Genomic DNA, 18169 nt, shown 5'->3' with positions numbered 1-18169 from the left:
CTCCCGATCACCCCCCGTGCCCTCCCCGCGATCTGCGAGACTGGACGTGATACACACAGCTCATGCGGGGCGTGGTGGTCGGGGACTGAAAAGATCCTGCGGACAGGTGTTTCAACGCACGTTTCGGCGGGCGGCCGTGGGGGAGGTCACTGACACGATGATCGGGTTGCGCGGCGGGCGTCACGCGTCCTAGAAAAGCAGTCGGGTGGAGATATGCATCGCGGTGGCGGACTGGGCGAGGGGACTGATGACCTGGGTCCTCGACGTGCCCGGCGGGGAAGGCACCGGCGCGACGCGGAGGATTCGAACGAAGCACGTCAGGGACACGTAGTACCGGGTATGCCGGGTGTACCGAACGAGTCAGAGCGGGCCGACCGTCACATGGAGCGGCTGAGGGCGAGCAGGAATGGTGGTCGGGTGGGGGTGACGTACAAGTACTTCGGCGCGCCCGACGGCGCGACCGCGGCCCGCGTCCCGATCTCGATGCGCCCCGAAGAACTCGGCGGCGACGAGCTCGGCATGAACGGCATGTTCACCAAGATCAAGCCGGAGACCATGGCCGCGATGGTGCTGACGGGCATCGAGGGCGTCCCCCTGCACAAGGTGCCGCCGCTGGAGCTGGTGGTCCTGCACCCCGACTACGCCGTGGTCAAGCTTCCGATGACCGTGGTGGACCCGCTCCGTGGAATAGGAGAGGAAGCGGTCGGCGCGGCCGCCTTCATCTGGTCGACGGTGCCGGACCGGGGTGGGCCTCGGGATGCGTTCAACGTGTACCAACTGCTGCACGAGTGGCAGGACTTCAGTCATCGGTTGCATGAGGCGGGGCATCAGCCGTACTGCCTGGTTTGGCCGTGACCTGGGGTTTCGTTTGGTGCGGGCGGGGCTTTCGGGTCCCGCCTTTGTCATGTGCCGGGAGGGGCCGTCAGGCGGCCAGGGCACATTGAGGGCACATTGGTTTCGCTAGGGGCACTGATGTGCCCTGGGCAGCGGGCGGCTCGCCGTCGTCCTCCGCCTCGGCTTCCGTGAAGGCGTCGTCGATTGCCTTACGGGTGCGGGTCTCGCTGGACGGCAACAGGTGCGTGTACGTCCGGAGCGTGAAGCCCGGGTCCGAGTGGCCGAGGTACTCGGAGAGCGCCTTGATGCTCTCCCCTGCATCCAGGAGCACGGAGGCGTACGCGTACCGGAGGGCGTGCATGCCGTCTTCCGGGGCCGCCTGGAGGTAACGCGCGCCGCGCTCGCGGGGAGGGATCACGCCAGCCGCAGCCAGGGCGCGCTTCCAGTCGCCCGTGTTGAAGACACTTCGGTATCGCCCCCGAAGGCGGCGAGGAAGCCTGCCGCTGGGTGGCCGTCCGTCACGCCGAGGACCACATCCACATCGCCGCCACCCTCGTCCGTCAGGACGGCCGCCGCCCCCAGCGCGACTACGACCAACGCGCCGTCCAGCGCGAAGCCCGCCAGATCGAAGTCGACTACGGGCTGCGGCGGTTGAAGCCGGGCGACGGCACCGCAGCCAAACGCCCCACCAGCAAGGAGCACTTCAAGGCCAAGCGCCTGGGCCAGGAAGCGGCCACACGCGATGTACTGCGCTTGCGGGTCCGCCGCACCGTCGCCGCCGCGGCCGACGAGGCCGAGTTCTTCGCCCTGCTGGAGGCCACCGGCGTGACCGTGCGCCTCAAGTGCGGCCCGTCCGGCGAGGCGCTCGGCTGCAACTTCGCCCTGCCCGACGACACCAACGACAAGGGCAAGCTGGTCTTCTACTCCGGCTCCGCCCTCGCCACCACCAGCCCCGAGCCGGGCGCCGTCCGGCCGGGCAATCCGTGGCACCAGGCCACCGCCGCCACCGAACGCATCCCCCACCACCTCACTCACGGCGACGACCACACCGCCCAAGGACAGCTGGTCGCGCTCGGCGCCGCACTGGACCTCCTGCCCGTCACCGCACCGGCCGCGGTCAAGGCCGAACTCAAACAGGCCGCTGCCGTCTTCGAGCGCGCCACCCGCTCCCGCATCGCCGCCGACTTCGACAGCACCCGCGTCCTACGCCGCAGTGTCCAGGCGATCTGGCGTGACCGCCCTCAGGACGGTGATGGGGCTGGATTCGCGATGTTCCCGGATGCCGCGCTCACCGCGGTGGCGTTCGCGATGCACTGGCACCGCGTCCGTCAGCACGCACAACAGGAGGCCGCAGCAGAACAGGCCCTCCTCCATTTGCAGGTCGCGTACGCGCCGGTCGCTGAGCCGGTCCTGGTCAGTCTCGTCAACCGAGCACCCAGCCCGCAGACCAAACGCCGCTTCGCCCGCCACCTCCAGCAGACAGTCCCCGAACACGCCGAGCGCATCCTCCACGACCCCGCCTGGGACGCACTCGCCACCGTGCTCGCCGAGGCCGAAGCAGCAGGACACAACGCAGCCACCGTCCTCGACCAGGCGCTCGGCCAACGCACCCTGGACGACGCCCACATCCCCGCCCGCGCACTAACTTGGCGCATCCGCCGCCTCGGCGAGCGCCACGCGCCCGGTCCACGAGCCGAGGTAGCGAGGGCTCGCAGCGTCAGGCAACACCCTGCCCCGCCCGTCCAATCTCCGCCGCAATCGGCACGACGGCGCTGATCGGGCCGGGGCGGACAGCTTGGGAGTGAGCAGTTCCAGCGCTTCCTCCCAGCGGAAGCGGTCCGCCCCGCCCCCGGCCTTCGGCCGGTGCGGCTCGTACGAACCGATCAGCACACCCATCTCTCGCAGCCAGTCCAGACTGCGGCGGTAGGCAGGGTGGGTGGCCTGGGCCGAGTTCAGGTACGGCAGGACGTCGTCGTTCGACGAGGCCCTGGGCGAGACGCCGGTGGGCGCTGAGCAGCTCGGCCACCACTTTCGGATCACCCCAGTTGTCGGCGTCGGCGAGCGCGAGCGTCGCCTTGCGCAGCGCCTCACCCAGCTTCGTCATCATGTCCTCGGTAACGATGCGGGTGCCAGGCGGGGCGACGGCGTTGTTCTCCGGAGTGTTGACACGGTGCAGCGGTACCAGGGTGGCAGTACAGGTCTGGTCATAAGTCTGCTGGAACCAGCTCATGGAGTGAGCCAGCTGCGCGACGTCACTGCGCCAGATCTTGTCGGAGGTGGCCCCAGACTTGGCTTTCAGAACCAGGTATTTCAACTCCCCGATCGCCCACAGGACGTCCGGCCCGTTGCCGGTGGTGCGCTCCGGTCGCTGGGCCTCGAATCAGAGGTGATACCCAAGGCATTCCAGTGCCCGCTCGAAGGCGGGAACCCGCTTCGGATTCGGGTGGTACGTGAGTTCGTCGAGCAGGACGTCGATGCCCACCAGGAGCTCGCTGCGGTCGTTGTAAACGTCGGCCAGGTAGGCGGCGGCGAGCACCGCCTGCGCGTCAGTGGCCTTGATCCGGGTGGCCTTGACGCCGGGACCGCCCCGTCGGTTCCAGGACACCGCCCGTGGTTCCGGCAGGAACGGGCGGCCCACACGATCGTGCGGGCCGCCCGTTCCGAGGGGGTCAGTGTGCGGAGATGAACTCGTGCACGACGCGGTTGAACTCCTCGGGGTGTTCCATCTGCGCCCAGTGGCCGCAGTTGTTGATGAGGTACAGCCGGGCGGACGGAATCATCGCCCTCAACCGCAGCGCGTTCTCGTAGTGGGCGGCGCGGTCGTCGCCCGTGCACGAGCAGCGTGGGCACTCCTCGATGCCGCGCACGCTCGCGGTCAGGCCCTGCTCAGCTTGGCGATCCGCAGCCCGTGCTCGGCGGCCTGCTCGTGCCCCGTTTTCATCGACTCTTCGGCCAGCCCTCGCAGGTGCGCCATCTCCGGGTTCCAGAACGCGTGGGTCAGCTCCGCCTCAGCGATCTGCAGGTCGAGGCCGAAGACGTCGGCCAGGATCGTGCGCAGGTAGGGCGTGGCGTGGTCCCAGCCCTCCTTCGGGGTGCCGGGCCCGTAACCGCCGCCCCGGCTCAACGTCAGAAGCGCCGGCTTACCCTTGAGCGGCCAGTCGCCGTGCACCCCCAGCTGGGGGTGATTCAGGATCAGGTCGAGCCAGGTCTTGACCTGTGCCGGGACATTCCAGTTGTACATCGGCACCGCGAACAGGAACGCGTCGGCGTTGAGGAGTTCCGCGCCGAGACGGTCGAGGAGTTCGCGCGCTTCGTCCGGGGCCGGTGCGGACGGGTTGACGACGGCGCCGGCGAGCGCGGTCCACGCGTCCCCGGGCAGCGGCTGGACCCCGAGGTCGCGCCGGGTCACGACGGCGCCGGGGTGTTCGGCGAGCCACGCCTGCTCGGCGGTGTCGGCGAGGGCGCGGCTCACCGATCCTTCGGTACGGATGCTCGCGTCGAGACGGAACAAGTTCATGGTGCGGTACCTCCGACATAGTTCTGCTGTGATGTAGATAGTATGTATAGCAGAACATCTGCTTGCAAGAAAAAGTGAGCCGGGCACGTCATCACACGCATCCCGGCGGCCCCGCGGCTACCAAGTCCTCGCCGCCGCCTCCCGAAACGGCAAGGTCAGGGGCGAGGCCCGATAAACGGGACCGCCATCTGGCGCTGCTCTCGCCGCCATCGGCAGCGAGGACCGCACTGTTGACGTAGCTGCTTGCAGGTCCGAGCAGGAAGCAGACGGCATTGGCGATTTCGTTCGGGTCCCCGGCGCGCCCTCGCGCGTTTGATCCATCGAGCACGGCCGTGTGTTCGCCGAGCATCGCGGCCGTTCCCTCGGTGTGGACGGCTCCCGGGGAGACCGCGTTGACCCGCACACCCGACGGACCGAACCCGGACGCCCAGTAGCGAGCGAGCATCTCGGTGCCGGCCTCTGAAGCGCCGTACGCCGCACCGACCGCAGCCGGGGTTCGCGCCGAGCCCGACCCGATCAGGACGATCGATCCGTGTCGTCGGCGCGCCATTTCGGGCACCAGGGCCGCTACCAGCAGGAGCGGGGCCCGCATATTGACGGCGATCTGCCGGTCGAAACTCGCGGCGTCAGTGTGCGTCGTCGGGACGAACACATACACGCCGGCGCTGTGCACCAGGATGTCCACGTCGCCGGCGTCCGCAGCCAGCTGCTGAACCTGGTCGGAATCCGCCAGGTCGGCGGCCACGAAGCGAGCGACACCACCGTCGCCCTGGATCGCCTGCACAACGGCGTCGCCCCGGCTACTGTCCCTGCCGTGCAGGACGACGGACGCTCCTCGTCGGGCCAGGCCCTCGGCGATCGCCCGCCCGATCCCCGACGTCGCCCCCGCGACCAGGGCGTTTCACCCTGTCAACTCGTTACTGACGGCCATGGCACGTCTCCTTGCCATAGTCGGGCCGCGACCTGCCACCCGCTGCGCCATCGCGGAGCCAGAGCGCCCCGCCTCCCATAACACTATGTCGGCAAGATGTTCTGCAAACAAGACTATCTGTCGCCATGCTGAAAGGTGCTACGGTGATGTGATGTCCTCTGAACCCCGCGGCCGAGCGAGCGAAAGCGCCAAGTGTCTTGCCTTGGACAACGACCTGGTTTGGGCCATTCGCATGATCTCGGGGGCGCTTCGGCGCGCTGCAGCCGACGCCTCGGAGACGCTGCCCGGAGGATCACGCGCCTACTTGGTGCTCATGGCATTGGCCGAGGCCGGGGACAAACCCCCCACGCAACTCGAACTGGCCGGCCAGGTCGGTCTCGACCGAACGGTGATGACCTACCTTCTCGACGACCTGGAGGGGCAGGGTCTGCTGTCGCGACGCCCGAATCCGCAGGACCGGCGGGCTCGCCACGTGATCCTGTCGGACGAAGGCCGATCGCAACTGCAGCGCATGCGAACTGATGTCGCGGCTGCTGAAGCACGGCTGCTTGTGGAGTTGAGCGAAGAACAGCGGGCCCAGTTTCGAGACCTCCTGACCCGGGTTGCGCTCACCGCTCAGCGGGGCACCCTCGGAGACTGAGGTGCTGCTCCTCTTTGGAGAGGAGTGCCAGTGAGGCACATTGGCAATACCGCACGCACAGACGACGACGTACAGGAAAGGCTTCTTCTCCGGGGCGGTCGGCTCAGTCACACGGAAACCCCCAGGGCAACGGCCGGTCGATGTTCGATCAGCTTCTCCCCAAGGGCCGTTGGCCCCAAGCTGCTCATCGCCCAGAGGCTGCTGGTCTGGCGGGCCCACCGCCACAGCAGGTCTCCCATGCCCACAGGGGTGTGGAAGGACCGCACCTGGATGCCGTGGGCGTCGAACGCCTGGGTGTCGAGGTAGCGCCAGCCGCCCGTGCCGCAGAGATAGTGGGTGCTGCTGGTGGCCGCAGCGAGGTCGGCGAGTCGCTCCGAGCGGCCTTCTCGGGTCGGAATCGCGCTGCTGTCCAGTACCTCGCCACTCCAGCCCAACGCGGTGAGCAGGGCGGCCGTCGACGCGCGGGCAACGTCAGAGACACGGTCGGTGGCCTCGAACTCATCGAGAGCCGCCTCCAGGACTTCACGCACCGCGGGCCAGTGGCGGCTGCGGCCCTAGTACTGCCGAATCAAAAGACTGACGGTGCGACGGGAGCGGCCGGGGTCGGCGAGCCGCGCCTGACTGATCAGCGTCGGGCGCCCATCGGGCAGATGCGCAGGAAGCATGAGCCACTGCTGATGAACGGGCTCGTCCAGTGCCGCAAGGCGGGCCCGGTGCTGGTAGTCGCGCCGGGCGAACTGGACGTCGCCGAGAACGATCCACCGGTCGGCGGCGTACAGTTTGGCCAGCGTGGACAGCCGCGGGAACAGGTTCGGCGTGGGGGCACCGCCCGGTCGAGCGAAGCCGAGACTGGGGGAGGATCGCACACACCCCGCCTGGCGGCCCGACGCCGGGTGACTCAGGTACTGATGAGGCGGCTGTCGAATCCGCCATGTAGAAGGCGCTCGTAAGCGTCATACACGTCCCCCGGTACGTCCTGCTCGACAGCGAACCCGAGCTTCGGGTACTCGATCACCCGTTGCAGGTCGCCGACGAGCATGTCGAGAACGAGCTTCTCGTCGCCGATCGACTTGATGTAGTCGTCCAACTCCGGCGGCTCGGACGCACACACAACCTCGACCTCCGGCCACAACTTGCGGCAGGTCGCGTACGAGCGACGCTCCATGTACGGCTTCGAGATCAGCAGCAGCGACTTGACCTCGATACCGGCCCCGGCCAGCAGCTCGCGGGAGAAGCTGATGTTCTGGCCGGTGTTCGCCGCCTCCGCCTCGACCAGGATCGCCTCATCCGGCACACCCAGGCTCAGAGCGTGCTCGCGGTAGTGCACGGCCTCGCCACGCGGGAAACGGGCCCGGGTGGTCGGGCTGTTGCCCCCGCTGAACACCACGACCGGGAAGAGGCCGGCGCGGTAGAGGTCGGCGGCCGTGGTGGCCACGCCGAGGTCGTGGCTGCCCAGGCCGATCGCCGCCGAGCAGGGCCGCTGCTCGTGACCCATCTGGTGGTAGTTCCAAATCACCGTCGCATCGTGGAACTGCTCGTCGGTCATCTGGCGCTGCTCGTGCTTCGGCACTGGCACTCCCTTGCTCATCCCTGCTGGCCCTTTCGGATGCCCTCGATGCTGCGCAGCCGGTGGCTCAGCCCGTCGTGGCGGTCCTGTGCCGCCTGATCAAGTCCCGCGCCGAGCAACTCGCGGACATCCGCGCCATTGACCCGCCGAGCGAGAAGCCTTCGGCGCCCTCGCCGTCAGGATCGGACTCGTGCCCTTACGCATCTCCTGGTCAGCCAACTCGCCGTGCTGCGACAGCATGCCGACACCTCACCCTTGATAGCGAGCTACGGTGTAGGCGCCTGGGCCCAAGACAGGCAGTGCGCCTGTTTCGTTCACGATCTCCAGGACCTCGAAGCGGGCGAAGAGCGCGTACAGCTCCAGTTCGCGAGGACCGAGAACACGTCGCTGGATGGCATCGTGGCACTCATCTCCGGAGTCGAACGCCCAGTCACGCCGCATGGTGTTGATCTGCGTCCGCAGATCCCACTCGTAGCTGATGGTCACGGTGGCAGCCCCGAAGCGGGTCTCGACGCGGGTCTGTTGAGGGCTCGGGGACTCGATCGGGGCTACCGGCGAGCACACGACGAGCAGCGTGCCTCGGTGTGCGTGCGCGGCAAAGGTCTGGAACGTCGCCTGGACGTCAGTGTTGTCGTGTACGTAGGCGAGCGAGTTCCCCAGGCACACCAGGACGTCGGCGGTGTGCCCGAGTCGGATGGTGCGCATGTCCCCAATCCGGATGTCGAGGGCGGAGCGCGCGCGGCGCGCATAGTCGACCAGGCCAGGTTGAAGATCAATGCCGATGCAGTCGAAGCGCTGGGCCAGTGCTTCCAGGTCCCTGCCGGTTCCGCAGCCGAAGTCCAGCAGAGTGCGGGCGTCCGGGCAGTACCGGTCGATGAGCCCCAGGCAGACACTTGCGCTGTCGCTGTCGTCCTGCACGTCGTCGTACATCGCAGGGTCCCGGTAGAAAAGGTTGGACGCTTCGAGGCGTTGTGCCTCCACGATGTCCAGGCTGCTCATGCAAGGCTCCGGAGTCCGACTTCCAGGGCGAGTGTGTCGCACAGCAGGTCGGGCATCACAGGGGCTCGCTCGGCGTGGTCCCGGGCCAGGGCAAGGGCGACGGGATCAACATAGCCAAGGTCGACCAGCAACGACTCGCGGAGCATGTTGTCCAGGAGCGAAAGGCCGTAGTTTCGTAGGCCCGATTCCATGACCGCGAGGAAATTCTCCGGTTCGGTCGGGGCCGCGACGGACTCGGGTAGTCCCGCGCGCCGCAGTCGGTTGCGGAACATCGCCTCGCCCTGCTTGTGTTCGTATGGCAGCTGTTCCATGAAGCGGACCACTCGAGGGTGGACGAGCGGAGCGACCGGCCAGACTCCGAGTCTCAAGTAGGCCGGGTTGTGCAGGCCGAAGGCCATGAGCGTGGGTACCGGGAGCACTGGGATGGGGGCAAGGTTCTCGTCCACCTGGGCCAGGGCCTCGATGGCCTTGTCCCCGAGCCACGGCACGGGATCAGCTGCGGGAAGTTCAGCGTCCGTACGAGAGTGGCAGGCATTGACCTCGTCCCCACCGCCGCCCGTGAAGATCACCTCACAGCCGTGAGCGGCTACGTGTCCACGGACTACGTCGAAGGCCTCCTGGTAGAAGGCTCCTGCTGGGTCGTGCGGCGCCCCTTGCTCCCGTACTCCACCAGGCACGAACGGCGGGTACTGCATGGCCGGGACAGCGGTGTCCCGCAGGCCCAGGTGATCCGCCAGCATGCGGCGTCGGTCTTGCTGGAGCCGGCCGATCCGGCCACCCATGAGCAGACCGAACGTGTGGACGGAGCCGAAGCCGGCTGCGGCGGTTGAGAGAGACACGTTGCCCGAGTCGGCACCGCCGGACAGCTCCACGCCGACGCAGTTCGCCGTAGAACGCCACTCACCCAGGATCTCGGTCAGCAACGCATCGGATGCGTCTACAGGGTCAGCCCCCGTCCGCAGCCTCCGGGGTTCGAGCACGTGCTGGGCGGGCTCGGGGTAAAGGATCGCGAGTCCCGCAGTCGTAAAGACGGCTGTCGCGCGTTCCGTAAGCCGGTACACCCCATCGAAGAGAGTGTCGGCGCTGTAGCGGTGTTGTCGGCCCAGGGTGCGTGCCACGGCCCGGGGATTGAGTCGGTCGGGTCGCAGGTGGGGCCGCAGGTCGGTCAAACCCCAGGAGCCGTACAGGACTTCTCCGACTGTTACGAGGTATAGCGGCGCGGTGCCGAACACGCCCGCCGAGACCTGGACCTCGTCGGGGCGTAGGAGCAGTGACGTGAAGTCCACCTCCCCGCCTTTGTCCTCTCTCACCAGCACGCAGGCGCCGGTTCCGTCACCCGGCACGAGTTCTGCGTCCAGGACGGCTGCGTGAGCGGGCCTGATCCAGCTCTGCCCGTTGGCCCACCGGTCTGTGTCCCAGCGCCAGGCTGTGCTCCGGGTGTCGGTCAACCGCAAACGAAACGAAAGCACCTGCTTCCCCTTCAGTCATGGGGCGGTGGAGCAGGGCGCTTGGCCCTGCTCCACCGCGCTCACGGGCTGATCAGCTGCAGTGGTCGCCGTTGTTGTCGCCGCCGCCCGGCATCTTGTCGAGCAGCGCCGCGTCCATGCTGGGGACGCCGGTGACCAGGTCGCCGGTGAACAGTTCGTCCCACCAGCACGTCATAGCGCTCGCGGGCCGCCCGCTCATCGGCCCCCAGCCCGGCGCCCTTCCTGTCGCGGCCGCCCACCGCGCCTGGCACACCAGCCAGGTCTTCCACGGCAGTCCACGCCCGGCGAATGCGGCAGGCCACGCCTCTTCGTAGTGGCCGGCCCACCTTCCGGGTGCACCAGCCGTCCGAGTCGAGGAAAGGGGATGGGCGAGGACTACGGGCGTGGAGGACGAAGGCCGCGGGTGCGGGGCGCCATATGGCGCCCCAGTTCCGGCGGGAGCGCCGCCGCCTCGCGGGCCACGTTGCCGCCCCGCACGCCGGGCGCTCGACCGCGGCGACCGGCCCTGCCGGCTCGGTGGTCAGACCTGCTCGGTCGGACGTACGAGCAGTTCGGCGACGGCCACGTGGCGGGGGCGGGTGACGATGTAGCCGACCGCGTCGGCGATGTCCTGGCTCTGGAGGCGCTCGATGTCGCCCAGACCGGCGGCGAGTGCCTGCAGGACGGGTTCCGGGTTGTGCGTGCGCAGTTCGGTGTCGACGCTGCCCGGCTCGACGACGGACACGCGGACGTGCTGGCGTGCCAGTTCCTGGCGCAGCGACTCGCTGAAGGCGTTGACGCCGAACTTGCTGGCGCTGTACACGGCCATCATGGGGTAGGCCTGACGGCCGTTCAGGGAGCTGATGTTGACGATGTCGGCGACCTGGCGCGGCTTGTCGGCGGCGGCCTTGACCAGGTGGGGGACGGCCGCGTGGGCGGTGTACATCAGGCCCATGAGGTTGATGTCGATCATGCGCCGCCAGTCGTTCAGGTCCGCGCCGGGGGTGGGGCCGAGCAGCATGAGGCCGGCGTTGTTGACCAGGGTGTCCAGGCAGCCCAAACCGTCGACGGTCCGCTCGACCGCCTCCGCGGCGGCCTCGGCGGTGGTGATGTCGGCGGGCACGACCAGGGCCTTTCCGCCGACGCCCGTGATCTGCGCGGCGAGGTCGGTGAGCCGGTCCTCGCGCCGACCGACCAGGGCCACGGAGGCGCCCTCGCGGGCCAGCTCCAGGGCGGTGGCGTGGCCGATGCCGCTGGAGGCCCCGGTGACCAGAGCGACGGTTCCTTCGAGACGACGAGTCATGGTGTTCAAGCCTTTCGAGAACGGCCACGTTGCTGCGGGCCGTACGTGACAGGGGGGGCGGCCCTCCTCATGGGGGCCGTACGGGGGGCGGGCCGCTCAAGGCCAGGCCGAAGGCACAATGGGGAAGTGAGCATCAGCGGGCAGAAGACCACCGACACCACGCGTCAACGGACCAAGGAGGAGGGAGAGCTGCCGCCCCGCGAACGCCTGGTCCGGGCCGCGTCACGCCTGTTCTATTACGAGGGTGTCCGCGCGATCGGCGTGGAGCGGCTGATCGCCGAGGCCGGGGTGACGAAGGCGACCTTCTACCGGCACTTCGCCGCCAAGGACGACCTGGTCGTGGCCTATCTGCTGACCAAGGACGCCTACTACAAGGGGGTGGCCGAACCGCTGGCCGCCGGGCACCCGCCCGCGGAGGCGATCGACCTGATCTTCGAGGCGATCGCCGAGCACGCCCGCGAGCGCGGCTTTCGCGGATCGCCGTTCCTGAACGCGGCCGCCGAGTACCCGGACGCCGACCATCCGGTGCGGAGTCTGGTGGCGTCCCACCGGGACTGGATCCGCACCCTCTTCCAGGAACTGCTCACCGGGGTCGGTCACGCCGAGCCGGAGTCGGCCGCCGGTGCCCTGCTGATGCTGTACGACGGCGCGATGGCCGCCGGTTACCTGGACGACTCGACGGCCGCCCACAAGACCCTGCTGGACGCGGTCCGGCTCATTCGCTCCGGGAGCTGACCCCGGCTGGGCCGCGCAAAACAGCGGCCTTGTGCGGGGCCCCGGCCAGGCCGGGGCGCGGATTGGTTTCATGGAACCTTTTGATCTCTGTTCGACGTACACCGGGGGCCAGTGGCCGTTCTTCGCCCGAAGGCAGCCCTGACCACGCGGCCGAATGGCCGTTCCTGAAGAGGTAGGAAGACCGGTCGCTCTACCTCTCGAAGATAGCCCGCTCGGCGCCCGCGCGCCACCGATCGACCCGCTTGTGGGGTCTCTCACCCGACGGTCGCCGACCGTGGCCCGCTGCCGTATGCCGCCGTCGTATCCCTGGCGATACGGTCCCCCCATGACTGACGTGCGGTTGACGACCTCCTGACCGTGGCGCAGTTCTGGTCGGTGCCGCACGCGCAGGTGTACGCACAGTGCGACCGGCTGCTGGAAGCGGGGCTGCTGGCGCAGGTGCGGCAGGAGAGCGGGGGCCGCCACCGTCCCCGCCGTCCGGCCCGCGTCCCGCGTCTCCTCCCCTGCCCGGTAGGCCTCACCGCCGTACTCCTGGCCTATCTTGTCGCCCATGCAGTCATACACGATCGGCCAGGCGGCGCGACTGCTCGGCGTGAGTCCGGACACCGCGCGGAGATGGGCGGACGCGGGCCGGGTGGCGACCCATCGCGACGAGGGTGGCAAGCGGCTCATCGACGGCAAGGATCTTGCCGCCTTCTCCGTGGAGCTCGCCAAGGGCGGGAGTGGGGAGGAAGACGCCTCCTACACATCGGTCCGCAACGCGTTCCCCGGCATCGTCACCGCGATCAAGCTCGGTGACGTGGCGGCGCAGGTGGAGATCCAGGCCGGTCCGCATCGACTGGTGTCGCTGCTCACGCGGGAGGCCGTGGAGGAGTTGGGGCTGGAGGTCGGCATGGAGGCCACCGCCCGGGTGAAGTCGACGAACGTGCACATCGACCGCGTCTGAACGGTCCGGACGGGCGTCTCCACGGCCCCCTGGGTGACCGAGTACGAGTACGAGTACACGCCGGCGGTCTGGCCCGCCCGGCCCGGCTGACGGTGCCCGACCTTCTCGCCTGGCCCCGGCACCAGGCACAGGTCGCCTTCGCATGCGCCACCAGTGACCGTACCGAAGGCCCGTCCCGTACAAACGCACATGCCATGCCAGCCGATGGATGATCCGGCTCATGCGATGCGACAGGAGACTTTCCCCTCGCACTTGCGGAAGTATGATCTGCGCATGCAGCCGAGTCCGCTGAGGACCAGAGGGAGTCCGTTCAGGACCAGAGGGAGTGGACCCGTGATGACCCGATCCGTGCGCCGAACCCGTCGGACGCTGCAGGTGACCGGCGCAGGTGTCGTAGCCCTGCTGGCACTGAGCGCCTGCTCGTCCTCGGACGACTCCTCGTCGGCCAAGTCGGACTCCTCGCCGTCGGCGTCCGCCTCGGGCAAGTTGTCCGGAGAGGTGACCGTCTTCGCCGCCGCCTCGCTGAAGGAGAGCTTCACGACGCTGGGCAAGGAGTTCGAGAAGGCGCACCCGGGCACTGAGGTGACCTTCAGCTTCGGCGGCAGTGACGCGCTCGCCGCGAGCATCACCGGCGGCGCCCCGGCGGACGTGTTCGCCTCGGCCAGCCCCAAGACGATGAAGATCGTCACCGAGGCCGGGAACGCCTCCGGCACGCCGGCCACCTTCGTGCGCAACCAGCTGGAGATCGCCACTCTGCCCGGCAACCCCGACAAGGTCGCCTCGCTGAAGGACCTCACCGACTCCGACCTGAAGGTCGTGCTGTGCGACGAGGCGGTGCCGTGCGGCGCCGCGGCCCACAAGGCCCTGGACGCAAGCAAGTTGAAGCTCACCCCGGTCTCCTACGAGGAGGACGTCAAGGCCGCCCTCAACAAGGTGGTGCTGAAGGAGGCCGACGCCGCGGTCGTCTACAAGACCGATGTGCAGGCCGCGGGTGACAAGGTGGAGGGCGTGGACTTCCCCGAGTCGGCCGACGCCATCAACGACTACCCGATCACCCTGCTCAAGGACGCGCCGAACGCCGAGGCCGCCGAGGCGTTCATGGCGCTGGTGCGGTCCGCCGAGGGCCAGAAGGTCCTGAACGCGGCCGGGTTCCTCAAGCCGTGACTTCCCCGTCCTCCCCCTCACCGTCCCGTCCCTCCCCGTCCCGTCCCTCCCCGGACAAGGCCGGCGCCGCGGACACCCTGACCGGTGGCCGGCGGCGCCGCCGCGTCCGCCTCCGCGGGGGCGCCCCGCTGCCGCTCCTCCTGCCCGCGCTGATCGGCCTGGCGTTCCTGGTCCTCCCGCTCGTGGCGCTGCTGATCCGGGCCCCGTGGCGGAGCATGCCGGACCTGCTGACCAGCACGGAGGTGTGGCAGGCGCTCCAGTTGTCGCTGGTCTGCGCGACGGCGGCGACCGTGGTGAGCCTGGTGATCGGGGTGCCGCTGGCCTGGCTGCTGGCCCGGGTGGAGTTCCGGGGGCGTGGTCTCGTACGGGCCCTCGTCACGCTCCCGCTCGTGCTGCCGCCGGTGGTGGGCGGTGTGGCGCTGCTGATGGCGCTCGGCCGCAACGGGGTGGTGGGGCGGTGGCTGGACGACTGGTTCGGGGTGACGTTGCCCTTCACGACGGCGGGTGTGGTCGTGGCGGAGGCGTTCGTCGCCATGCCGTTCCTCGTGATCAGCGTGGAGGGCACCCTGCGGGCCGCCGACCCGCGCTACGAGGAGGCCGCCACCACCCTGGGCGCCTCCCGCTTCACCGCGTTCCGCCGGGTCACGCTGCCGCTCATCGCGCCCGGCATCGCGGCCGGTGCCGTACTGGCCTGGGCCCGGGCGCTCGGCGAGTTCGGCGCGACCATCACCTTCGCCGGCAACTTCCCCGGGCGTACGCAGACCATGCCGCTCGCCGTGTACCTGGCGTTGCAGAGCGACCCGGAGGCCGCGATCGCCCTCAGCCTCGTCCTGCTGGCCGTGTCCGTCGCGGTCCTGGCGGGACTGCGTGATCGCTGGATGACCGCCTCATGACCGGCATCGAGAAGACCGCCCAGGACACCGTCGGCGCACCCGGCCGGGCCGGTGAGGGCCTCGACGCCCGGCTGGTGGTCGAGCGCGGCTCCTTCCGCCTCGACGTGGCGCTGACCGCGTCCCCCGGTGACGTGGTTGCGCTCCTCGGCCCGAACGGCGCCGGCAAGACGACCGCCCTGCGCGCCCTCGCCGGCCTCGTCCCGCTCACCGACGGTCATCTACGGCTGGACGGTGCGGAGTTGGACCGCACGCCGCCGGAGTCCCGCCCGGTCGGCGTCGTCTTCCAGGACTACCTGCTCTTCCCTCACCTGACCGCGCTGGACAACGTGGCCTTCGGGCCGCGCTGCCACGGCGCCACCAAGGCGCAGGCTCGCGCCCAGGCCGCCGAGTGGCTGGAGCGGATGAGTCTCGCCGCCCACGCCGGTGCCAAGCCGCGCCGCCTCTCCGGCGGCCAGGCCCAGCGCGTCGCCCTCGCCCGCGCCCTGGCCACCCACCCCCGTCTGCTCCTCCTCGACGAACCCCTCGCCGCCCTCGACGCCCGCACCCGCCTCGACGTACGCGCCCAACTCCGGCACCATCTGGCGGACTTCGAGGCGGTCGCCGTACTCGTCACGCACGATCCCCTGGACGCCATGGTCCTGGCCGACCATCTCGTCGTCATCGAGGACGGCCGCATCGTCCAGGAGGGCACCCCTGCCGACATCGCCCGCCACCCGCGCACCGACTACATCGCCCACCTGGTCGGCCTCAACCTCTACCGGGGGCAGGCCGAGGGACACACGGTCCGCCTGGACGGCGCCCCCGCCGTCACGATCACGACCACGGAGGCTCTCACCGGCCCGGCCTTCGTGGCCTTCCCGCCCAGCGCGGTCACCCTCCACCGCGACCGACCCACCGGCTCCAGTGCCCGCAACCTCTGGCGCTGCGAGGTGGCCGGCCTGGAAACCCACGGCGACCAGATCCGCGCCGCCCTCACCGGCGAACTCCCCCTGGCCGCCGACCTCACCACGGTCGCCGCCGCCGAACTCGACCTCCGCCCGGGCGGCACGGTCTGGGCGACGGTCAAGGCGGCCCAGACACACGCGTATCCCGCCTGACTCACCTCGTGGAGGCAGGGACGAGGTGTGCGTCCGGGTCCGTCCGGTGGTGATCGACCCGCTCACGAAGATCTTGCGGTGACCCCCCATGACAGGGCGGGCCGTATCGTGAGTGCCGTGAAGGAGACCGCGACCGAGGAGACCGTGACGGTCGAGCCCCCGCTGCCGCCCGCACCGGGTGCCGAGCAGTACCCGTCGCTGGCCCTCGTCAACAGTGTCATCGCGGTGCCGGGCGGGCAGTTCGTCGACCTCCTCGGCACCCCGGCCGCGGCGAACCGGTGGCTCACCGACCGTGGCCTCGCCCCGGTCGACGCCGGTATGCGGGACATGTGCGCCGCGCAGCTGCGCTCGCTGCGGGAACAGATCCGGGCGCTGTTCGCGTCGCGGGTCGAGGCGCTGCCCCCTCTCCCCGCCGCCCTGGCCGCCGTGAACGACGCGCTGACCAGGGTGCCCACGGCCCCGCTCCTCCAGTGGGACGAGAAGAACGGCCCCTACCGCGCGGCCCCGCACCCCACCACCGAGATCGTCGACCACGCCCTGGCGACCCTCGCCGCCGACGCCGCCGACCTGCTCACGTCCCCCGCCGCCGAACGCCTCACGGCCTGCGGCTCCGCCCCCTGCAACCGCTACCTGCTCCGGCACGGCCGCCGCCACTGGTGTTCCACCCGCTGCGGCGACCGCGCCCGCGCGGCCCGCGCGTACGCCCGGCGCACGCGGCCCACGACGGACCGAACCGGCTAGACCCTCACCCGCCGCTCGCAGTTCGCGGCGATCAGGTCGCGGAGGTTGGCGACCACTGTGTCGTTGCCGCCGCCGTCGCAGTCCGCCGCGTCGTTGCCGATCACGCCGTCGCGAAGGTCGATCGTGTCGTTGCCGCCGCCGGTACGGACGAAGTCGCCGCCGGTTCCGGCGTTGATGACGGTGTTGATGGGGGCCGTGGAGAAGAAGCTGTCCCCGTAGTTGCCCAGCGCCGCGTTGATACGGGTGACGCCGGCGGCGAGGCCGCAGTCGGCGGCGGTGCCGCCGGTGCCGGGCACCGCCGTGCAGCCCGGGCGCGGGAGGATGTCCGCGTCGTCTTCGACGATCAGATGCCCCCTCAGAGCCCCGTCGACGGCGACGCTGACTCTCATACGGTTCGCCACGTTCTGGAAGGCGAGGATCCGGACAGTGCCGTCGACCCGGTCCACCACGGAGCCCGGCGCTTCCTGCGCGACGGCGGGGACAGCGGGTACGGCGAACGCGGCCAGCGACACACCGGCGACCAGAACCGGAGCGGCCGTACGCGTCACGCAACTCTTCGCGATCTTCATGCTTGCGCTTCTCTCCTTGCTTCGGGAGAGGGTGCCCAGGGCGGCGCCCCTCGGCGCCAGCCAAACATTCGGCAATGAATCACGCACGGTGAGTAACGCACCCGAGTGTCACCGGGGCAGTTGCCCGGCGATGCTCTTCAGGGCGGTGGCCGTCAGCGCCGCCGCCGCGGTCGCCGACGGAGTTGGTGTACGTACGGTGCGGTGCGTAGGCGACGCAGCTGCGGTCGCCCTCTTCGTCCGGTGCGAGGTATGTCGTCGTTCCGGTGATGGGCGTCGGCCGCCCGTCGTCCTCCAGCTGGTTGTCCCGGGTGAACTGCAGTTGCACGAAGGCATTGTCGCCGTCCGGGCTTGCCCACTCACCCGCGTGAGCGCGGCGGTGTCGAGCAGTGCGCAGGAGTCGAGGCGGGCCAAGGAGGTCCGCAGAGTGAAGGACCCACAGGACGGCAGGCGGGTCAACGTCGAGGCCGATCCGGGCATGGAGGAGCGGTTCGCGCCGCTCTTCACCGCCTTCGCGGCCCAGCTGGCCGACCTCTACGCGGAGTACTCGGACGCGTACCTCGCCGTGATTCTTGCTCACTTGGTCCCGACCGCCCGCAACACCGTCACCGCCAACGTCCGCGCCACCCCCACCACTTCGGCCACCGACACCCGCTCCCGCGCACTGTGCGCCACCCGGATGTCCCCCGGTCCGAACTGCAACGTCGGTATCCCCGCCCCGGCGTACAACCGCAGATCACTCCCGTACGGCGCCCCGCACTCCCCCAGCC

Annotated in this window: 19 protein-coding genes and 5 pseudogenes; 9 read left to right on the top strand and 15 right to left on the bottom strand. The window is 69.6% G+C overall.

What is annotated here, in order from left to right:
* Nucleotides 1-213 precede the first annotated feature (213 nt).
* Nucleotides 214-855 carry a hypothetical protein gene (locus tag ADL12_RS10225; RefSeq protein WP_208614512.1) on the top strand — a complete coding sequence of 214 codons (642 nt, stop codon included), beginning with the start codon at nt 214-216 and terminating at the stop codon, nt 853-855.
* A 67-nt stretch (nt 856-922) separates the two neighbouring features.
* Here ADL12_RS10225 and ADL12_RS10220 read toward each other — a convergent pair.
* Nucleotides 923-1354 (bottom strand): annotated as a pseudogene (locus tag ADL12_RS10220) (site-specific integrase); the annotation flags it as partial.
* Here ADL12_RS10220 and ADL12_RS10215 point away from each other — a divergent pair.
* Nucleotides 1303-2610 (top strand): annotated as a pseudogene (locus ADL12_RS10215) (mobilization protein); the annotation flags it as partial. The pseudogenes ADL12_RS10220 and ADL12_RS10215 overlap by 52 nt on opposite strands.
* 9 nt (nt 2611-2619) lie before the next feature.
* Here ADL12_RS10215 and ADL12_RS56325 read toward each other — a convergent pair.
* The 5 genes and pseudogenes from ADL12_RS56325 to ADL12_RS10195 form a co-directional block, all read right to left on the bottom strand.
* Nucleotides 2620-2802, bottom strand: a pseudogene (locus tag ADL12_RS56325) (flavoprotein); the annotation flags it as partial.
* A 412-nt stretch (nt 2803-3214) separates the two neighbouring features.
* Nucleotides 3215-3439, bottom strand: a complete 225-nt coding sequence (locus tag ADL12_RS55505; protein WP_208614510.1) for a hypothetical protein — start codon at nt 3437-3439, stop codon at nt 3215-3217.
* A 64-nt stretch (nt 3440-3503) separates the two neighbouring features.
* On the bottom strand, nt 3504-3701 hold the full coding sequence (locus tag ADL12_RS10205; RefSeq protein ID WP_062700778.1) for an alpha/beta fold hydrolase: 198 nt from the start codon (nt 3699-3701) through the stop codon (nt 3504-3506).
* Between the two features lie 8 nt (nt 3702-3709).
* Nucleotides 3710-4351: an FMN-dependent NADH-azoreductase gene (locus ADL12_RS10200; RefSeq protein WP_062700776.1), complete on the bottom strand. Its 642-nt coding sequence runs from the start codon at nt 4349-4351 to the stop codon at nt 3710-3712.
* Between the two features lie 91 nt (nt 4352-4442).
* Complete coding sequence (locus tag ADL12_RS10195; RefSeq protein ID WP_279617136.1) at nt 4443-5246, bottom strand: SDR family NAD(P)-dependent oxidoreductase; 804 nt, start codon at nt 5244-5246, stop codon at nt 4443-4445.
* A 238-nt stretch (nt 5247-5484) separates the two neighbouring features.
* Between ADL12_RS10195 and ADL12_RS10190 the strand changes: the two genes are divergently transcribed.
* Nucleotides 5485-5922 carry a MarR family winged helix-turn-helix transcriptional regulator gene (locus tag ADL12_RS10190; protein WP_244187861.1) on the top strand — a complete coding sequence of 146 codons (438 nt, stop codon included), beginning with the start codon at nt 5485-5487 and terminating at the stop codon, nt 5920-5922.
* A 107-nt stretch (nt 5923-6029) separates the two neighbouring features.
* Here ADL12_RS10190 and ADL12_RS10185 read toward each other — a convergent pair.
* The 6 genes and pseudogenes from ADL12_RS10185 to ADL12_RS10165 all read right to left on the bottom strand — a co-directional run bounded on the left by ADL12_RS10185 (nt 6030) and on the right by ADL12_RS10165 (nt 11257).
* Nucleotides 6030-6788, bottom strand: a pseudogene (locus ADL12_RS10185) (WbqC family protein).
* A 32-nt stretch (nt 6789-6820) separates the two neighbouring features.
* Nucleotides 6821-7510, bottom strand: coding sequence for a YdcF family protein (locus ADL12_RS10180; protein ID WP_062700774.1), 690 nt, complete (start codon nt 7508-7510; stop codon nt 6821-6823).
* Nucleotides 7511-7738: 228 nt separating this feature from the next.
* Entirely contained in the window at nt 7739-8488 is a 750-nt protein-coding gene (locus ADL12_RS10175) for a class I SAM-dependent methyltransferase (protein WP_062700772.1), read from the bottom strand.
* Complete coding sequence (locus ADL12_RS10170; protein WP_244187860.1) at nt 8485-9936, bottom strand: asparagine synthase-related protein; 1452 nt, start codon at nt 9934-9936, stop codon at nt 8485-8487. Before ADL12_RS10170 ends, ADL12_RS10175 begins: the two co-directional genes overlap by 4 nt.
* A gap of 91 nt (nt 9937-10027) precedes the next feature.
* On the bottom strand, nt 10028-10174 hold the full coding sequence (locus tag ADL12_RS54920) for a hypothetical protein (protein ID WP_167364398.1): 147 nt from the start codon (nt 10172-10174) through the stop codon (nt 10028-10030).
* A 321-nt stretch (nt 10175-10495) separates the two neighbouring features.
* Nucleotides 10496-11257: an SDR family NAD(P)-dependent oxidoreductase gene (locus ADL12_RS10165; protein WP_062700784.1), complete on the bottom strand. Its 762-nt coding sequence runs from the start codon at nt 11255-11257 to the stop codon at nt 10496-10498.
* Between the two features lie 126 nt (nt 11258-11383).
* On the opposite strand from ADL12_RS10165, the gene ADL12_RS10160 reads away from it, so the two are divergent.
* From ADL12_RS10160 to ADL12_RS10135, 6 genes are all read left to right on the top strand, one after another.
* Nucleotides 11384-11992, top strand: coding sequence for a TetR/AcrR family transcriptional regulator (locus tag ADL12_RS10160; protein ID WP_244187859.1), 609 nt, complete (start codon nt 11384-11386; stop codon nt 11990-11992).
* 550 nt (nt 11993-12542) lie between these two features.
* Nucleotides 12543-12938: a TOBE domain-containing protein gene (locus tag ADL12_RS10155; RefSeq protein ID WP_062700768.1), complete on the top strand. Its 396-nt coding sequence runs from the start codon at nt 12543-12545 to the stop codon at nt 12936-12938.
* A gap of 336 nt (nt 12939-13274) precedes the next feature.
* A complete protein-coding gene (gene modA, locus ADL12_RS10150) occupies nt 13275-14102 on the top strand; it encodes a molybdate ABC transporter substrate-binding protein (protein WP_062700766.1) in 828 nt (275 codons plus the stop codon).
* 77 nt (nt 14103-14179) lie between these two features.
* On the top strand, nt 14180-14995 hold the full coding sequence (gene modB, locus ADL12_RS10145) for a molybdate ABC transporter permease subunit (RefSeq protein ID WP_062700782.1): 816 nt from the start codon (nt 14180-14182) through the stop codon (nt 14993-14995).
* Entirely contained in the window at nt 14992-16092 is a 1101-nt protein-coding gene (locus tag ADL12_RS10140) for an ABC transporter ATP-binding protein (protein ID WP_062700764.1), read from the top strand. Before modB ends, ADL12_RS10140 begins: the two co-directional genes overlap by 4 nt.
* A 117-nt stretch (nt 16093-16209) precedes the next feature.
* The gene (locus ADL12_RS10135) at nt 16210-16833 is read left to right on the top strand and encodes a CGNR zinc finger domain-containing protein (protein WP_062700781.1); all 624 of its coding nucleotides are present in this window, start codon (nt 16210-16212) and stop codon (nt 16831-16833) included.
* Here the strand turns inward: ADL12_RS10135 and ADL12_RS10130 are convergent.
* The 3 genes and pseudogenes from ADL12_RS10130 to ADL12_RS56315 form a co-directional block, all read right to left on the bottom strand.
* On the bottom strand, nt 16830-17402 hold the full coding sequence (locus ADL12_RS10130) for a hypothetical protein (RefSeq protein ID WP_062700762.1): 573 nt from the start codon (nt 17400-17402) through the stop codon (nt 16830-16832). The genes ADL12_RS10135 and ADL12_RS10130 overlap by 4 nt on opposite strands.
* A gap of 79 nt (nt 17403-17481) precedes the next feature.
* Nucleotides 17482-17727 carry a hypothetical protein gene (locus ADL12_RS10125; RefSeq protein ID WP_062700760.1) on the bottom strand — a complete coding sequence of 82 codons (246 nt, stop codon included), beginning with the start codon at nt 17725-17727 and terminating at the stop codon, nt 17482-17484.
* A 248-nt stretch (nt 17728-17975) separates the two neighbouring features.
* A pseudogene (locus tag ADL12_RS56315) lies at nt 17976-18169 on the bottom strand (peptidase M20); the annotation flags it as partial.

The sequence above is a fragment of the Streptomyces regalis genome, assembly GCF_001509475.1.
In the GTDB taxonomy this organism is placed as follows: Bacteria; Actinomycetota; Actinomycetes; order Streptomycetales; family Streptomycetaceae; genus Streptomyces; species Streptomyces regalis.
The sequence above is the reverse complement of the archived record's forward strand: the minus strand, read 5'-3'. Positions and strand labels throughout refer to the sequence as shown.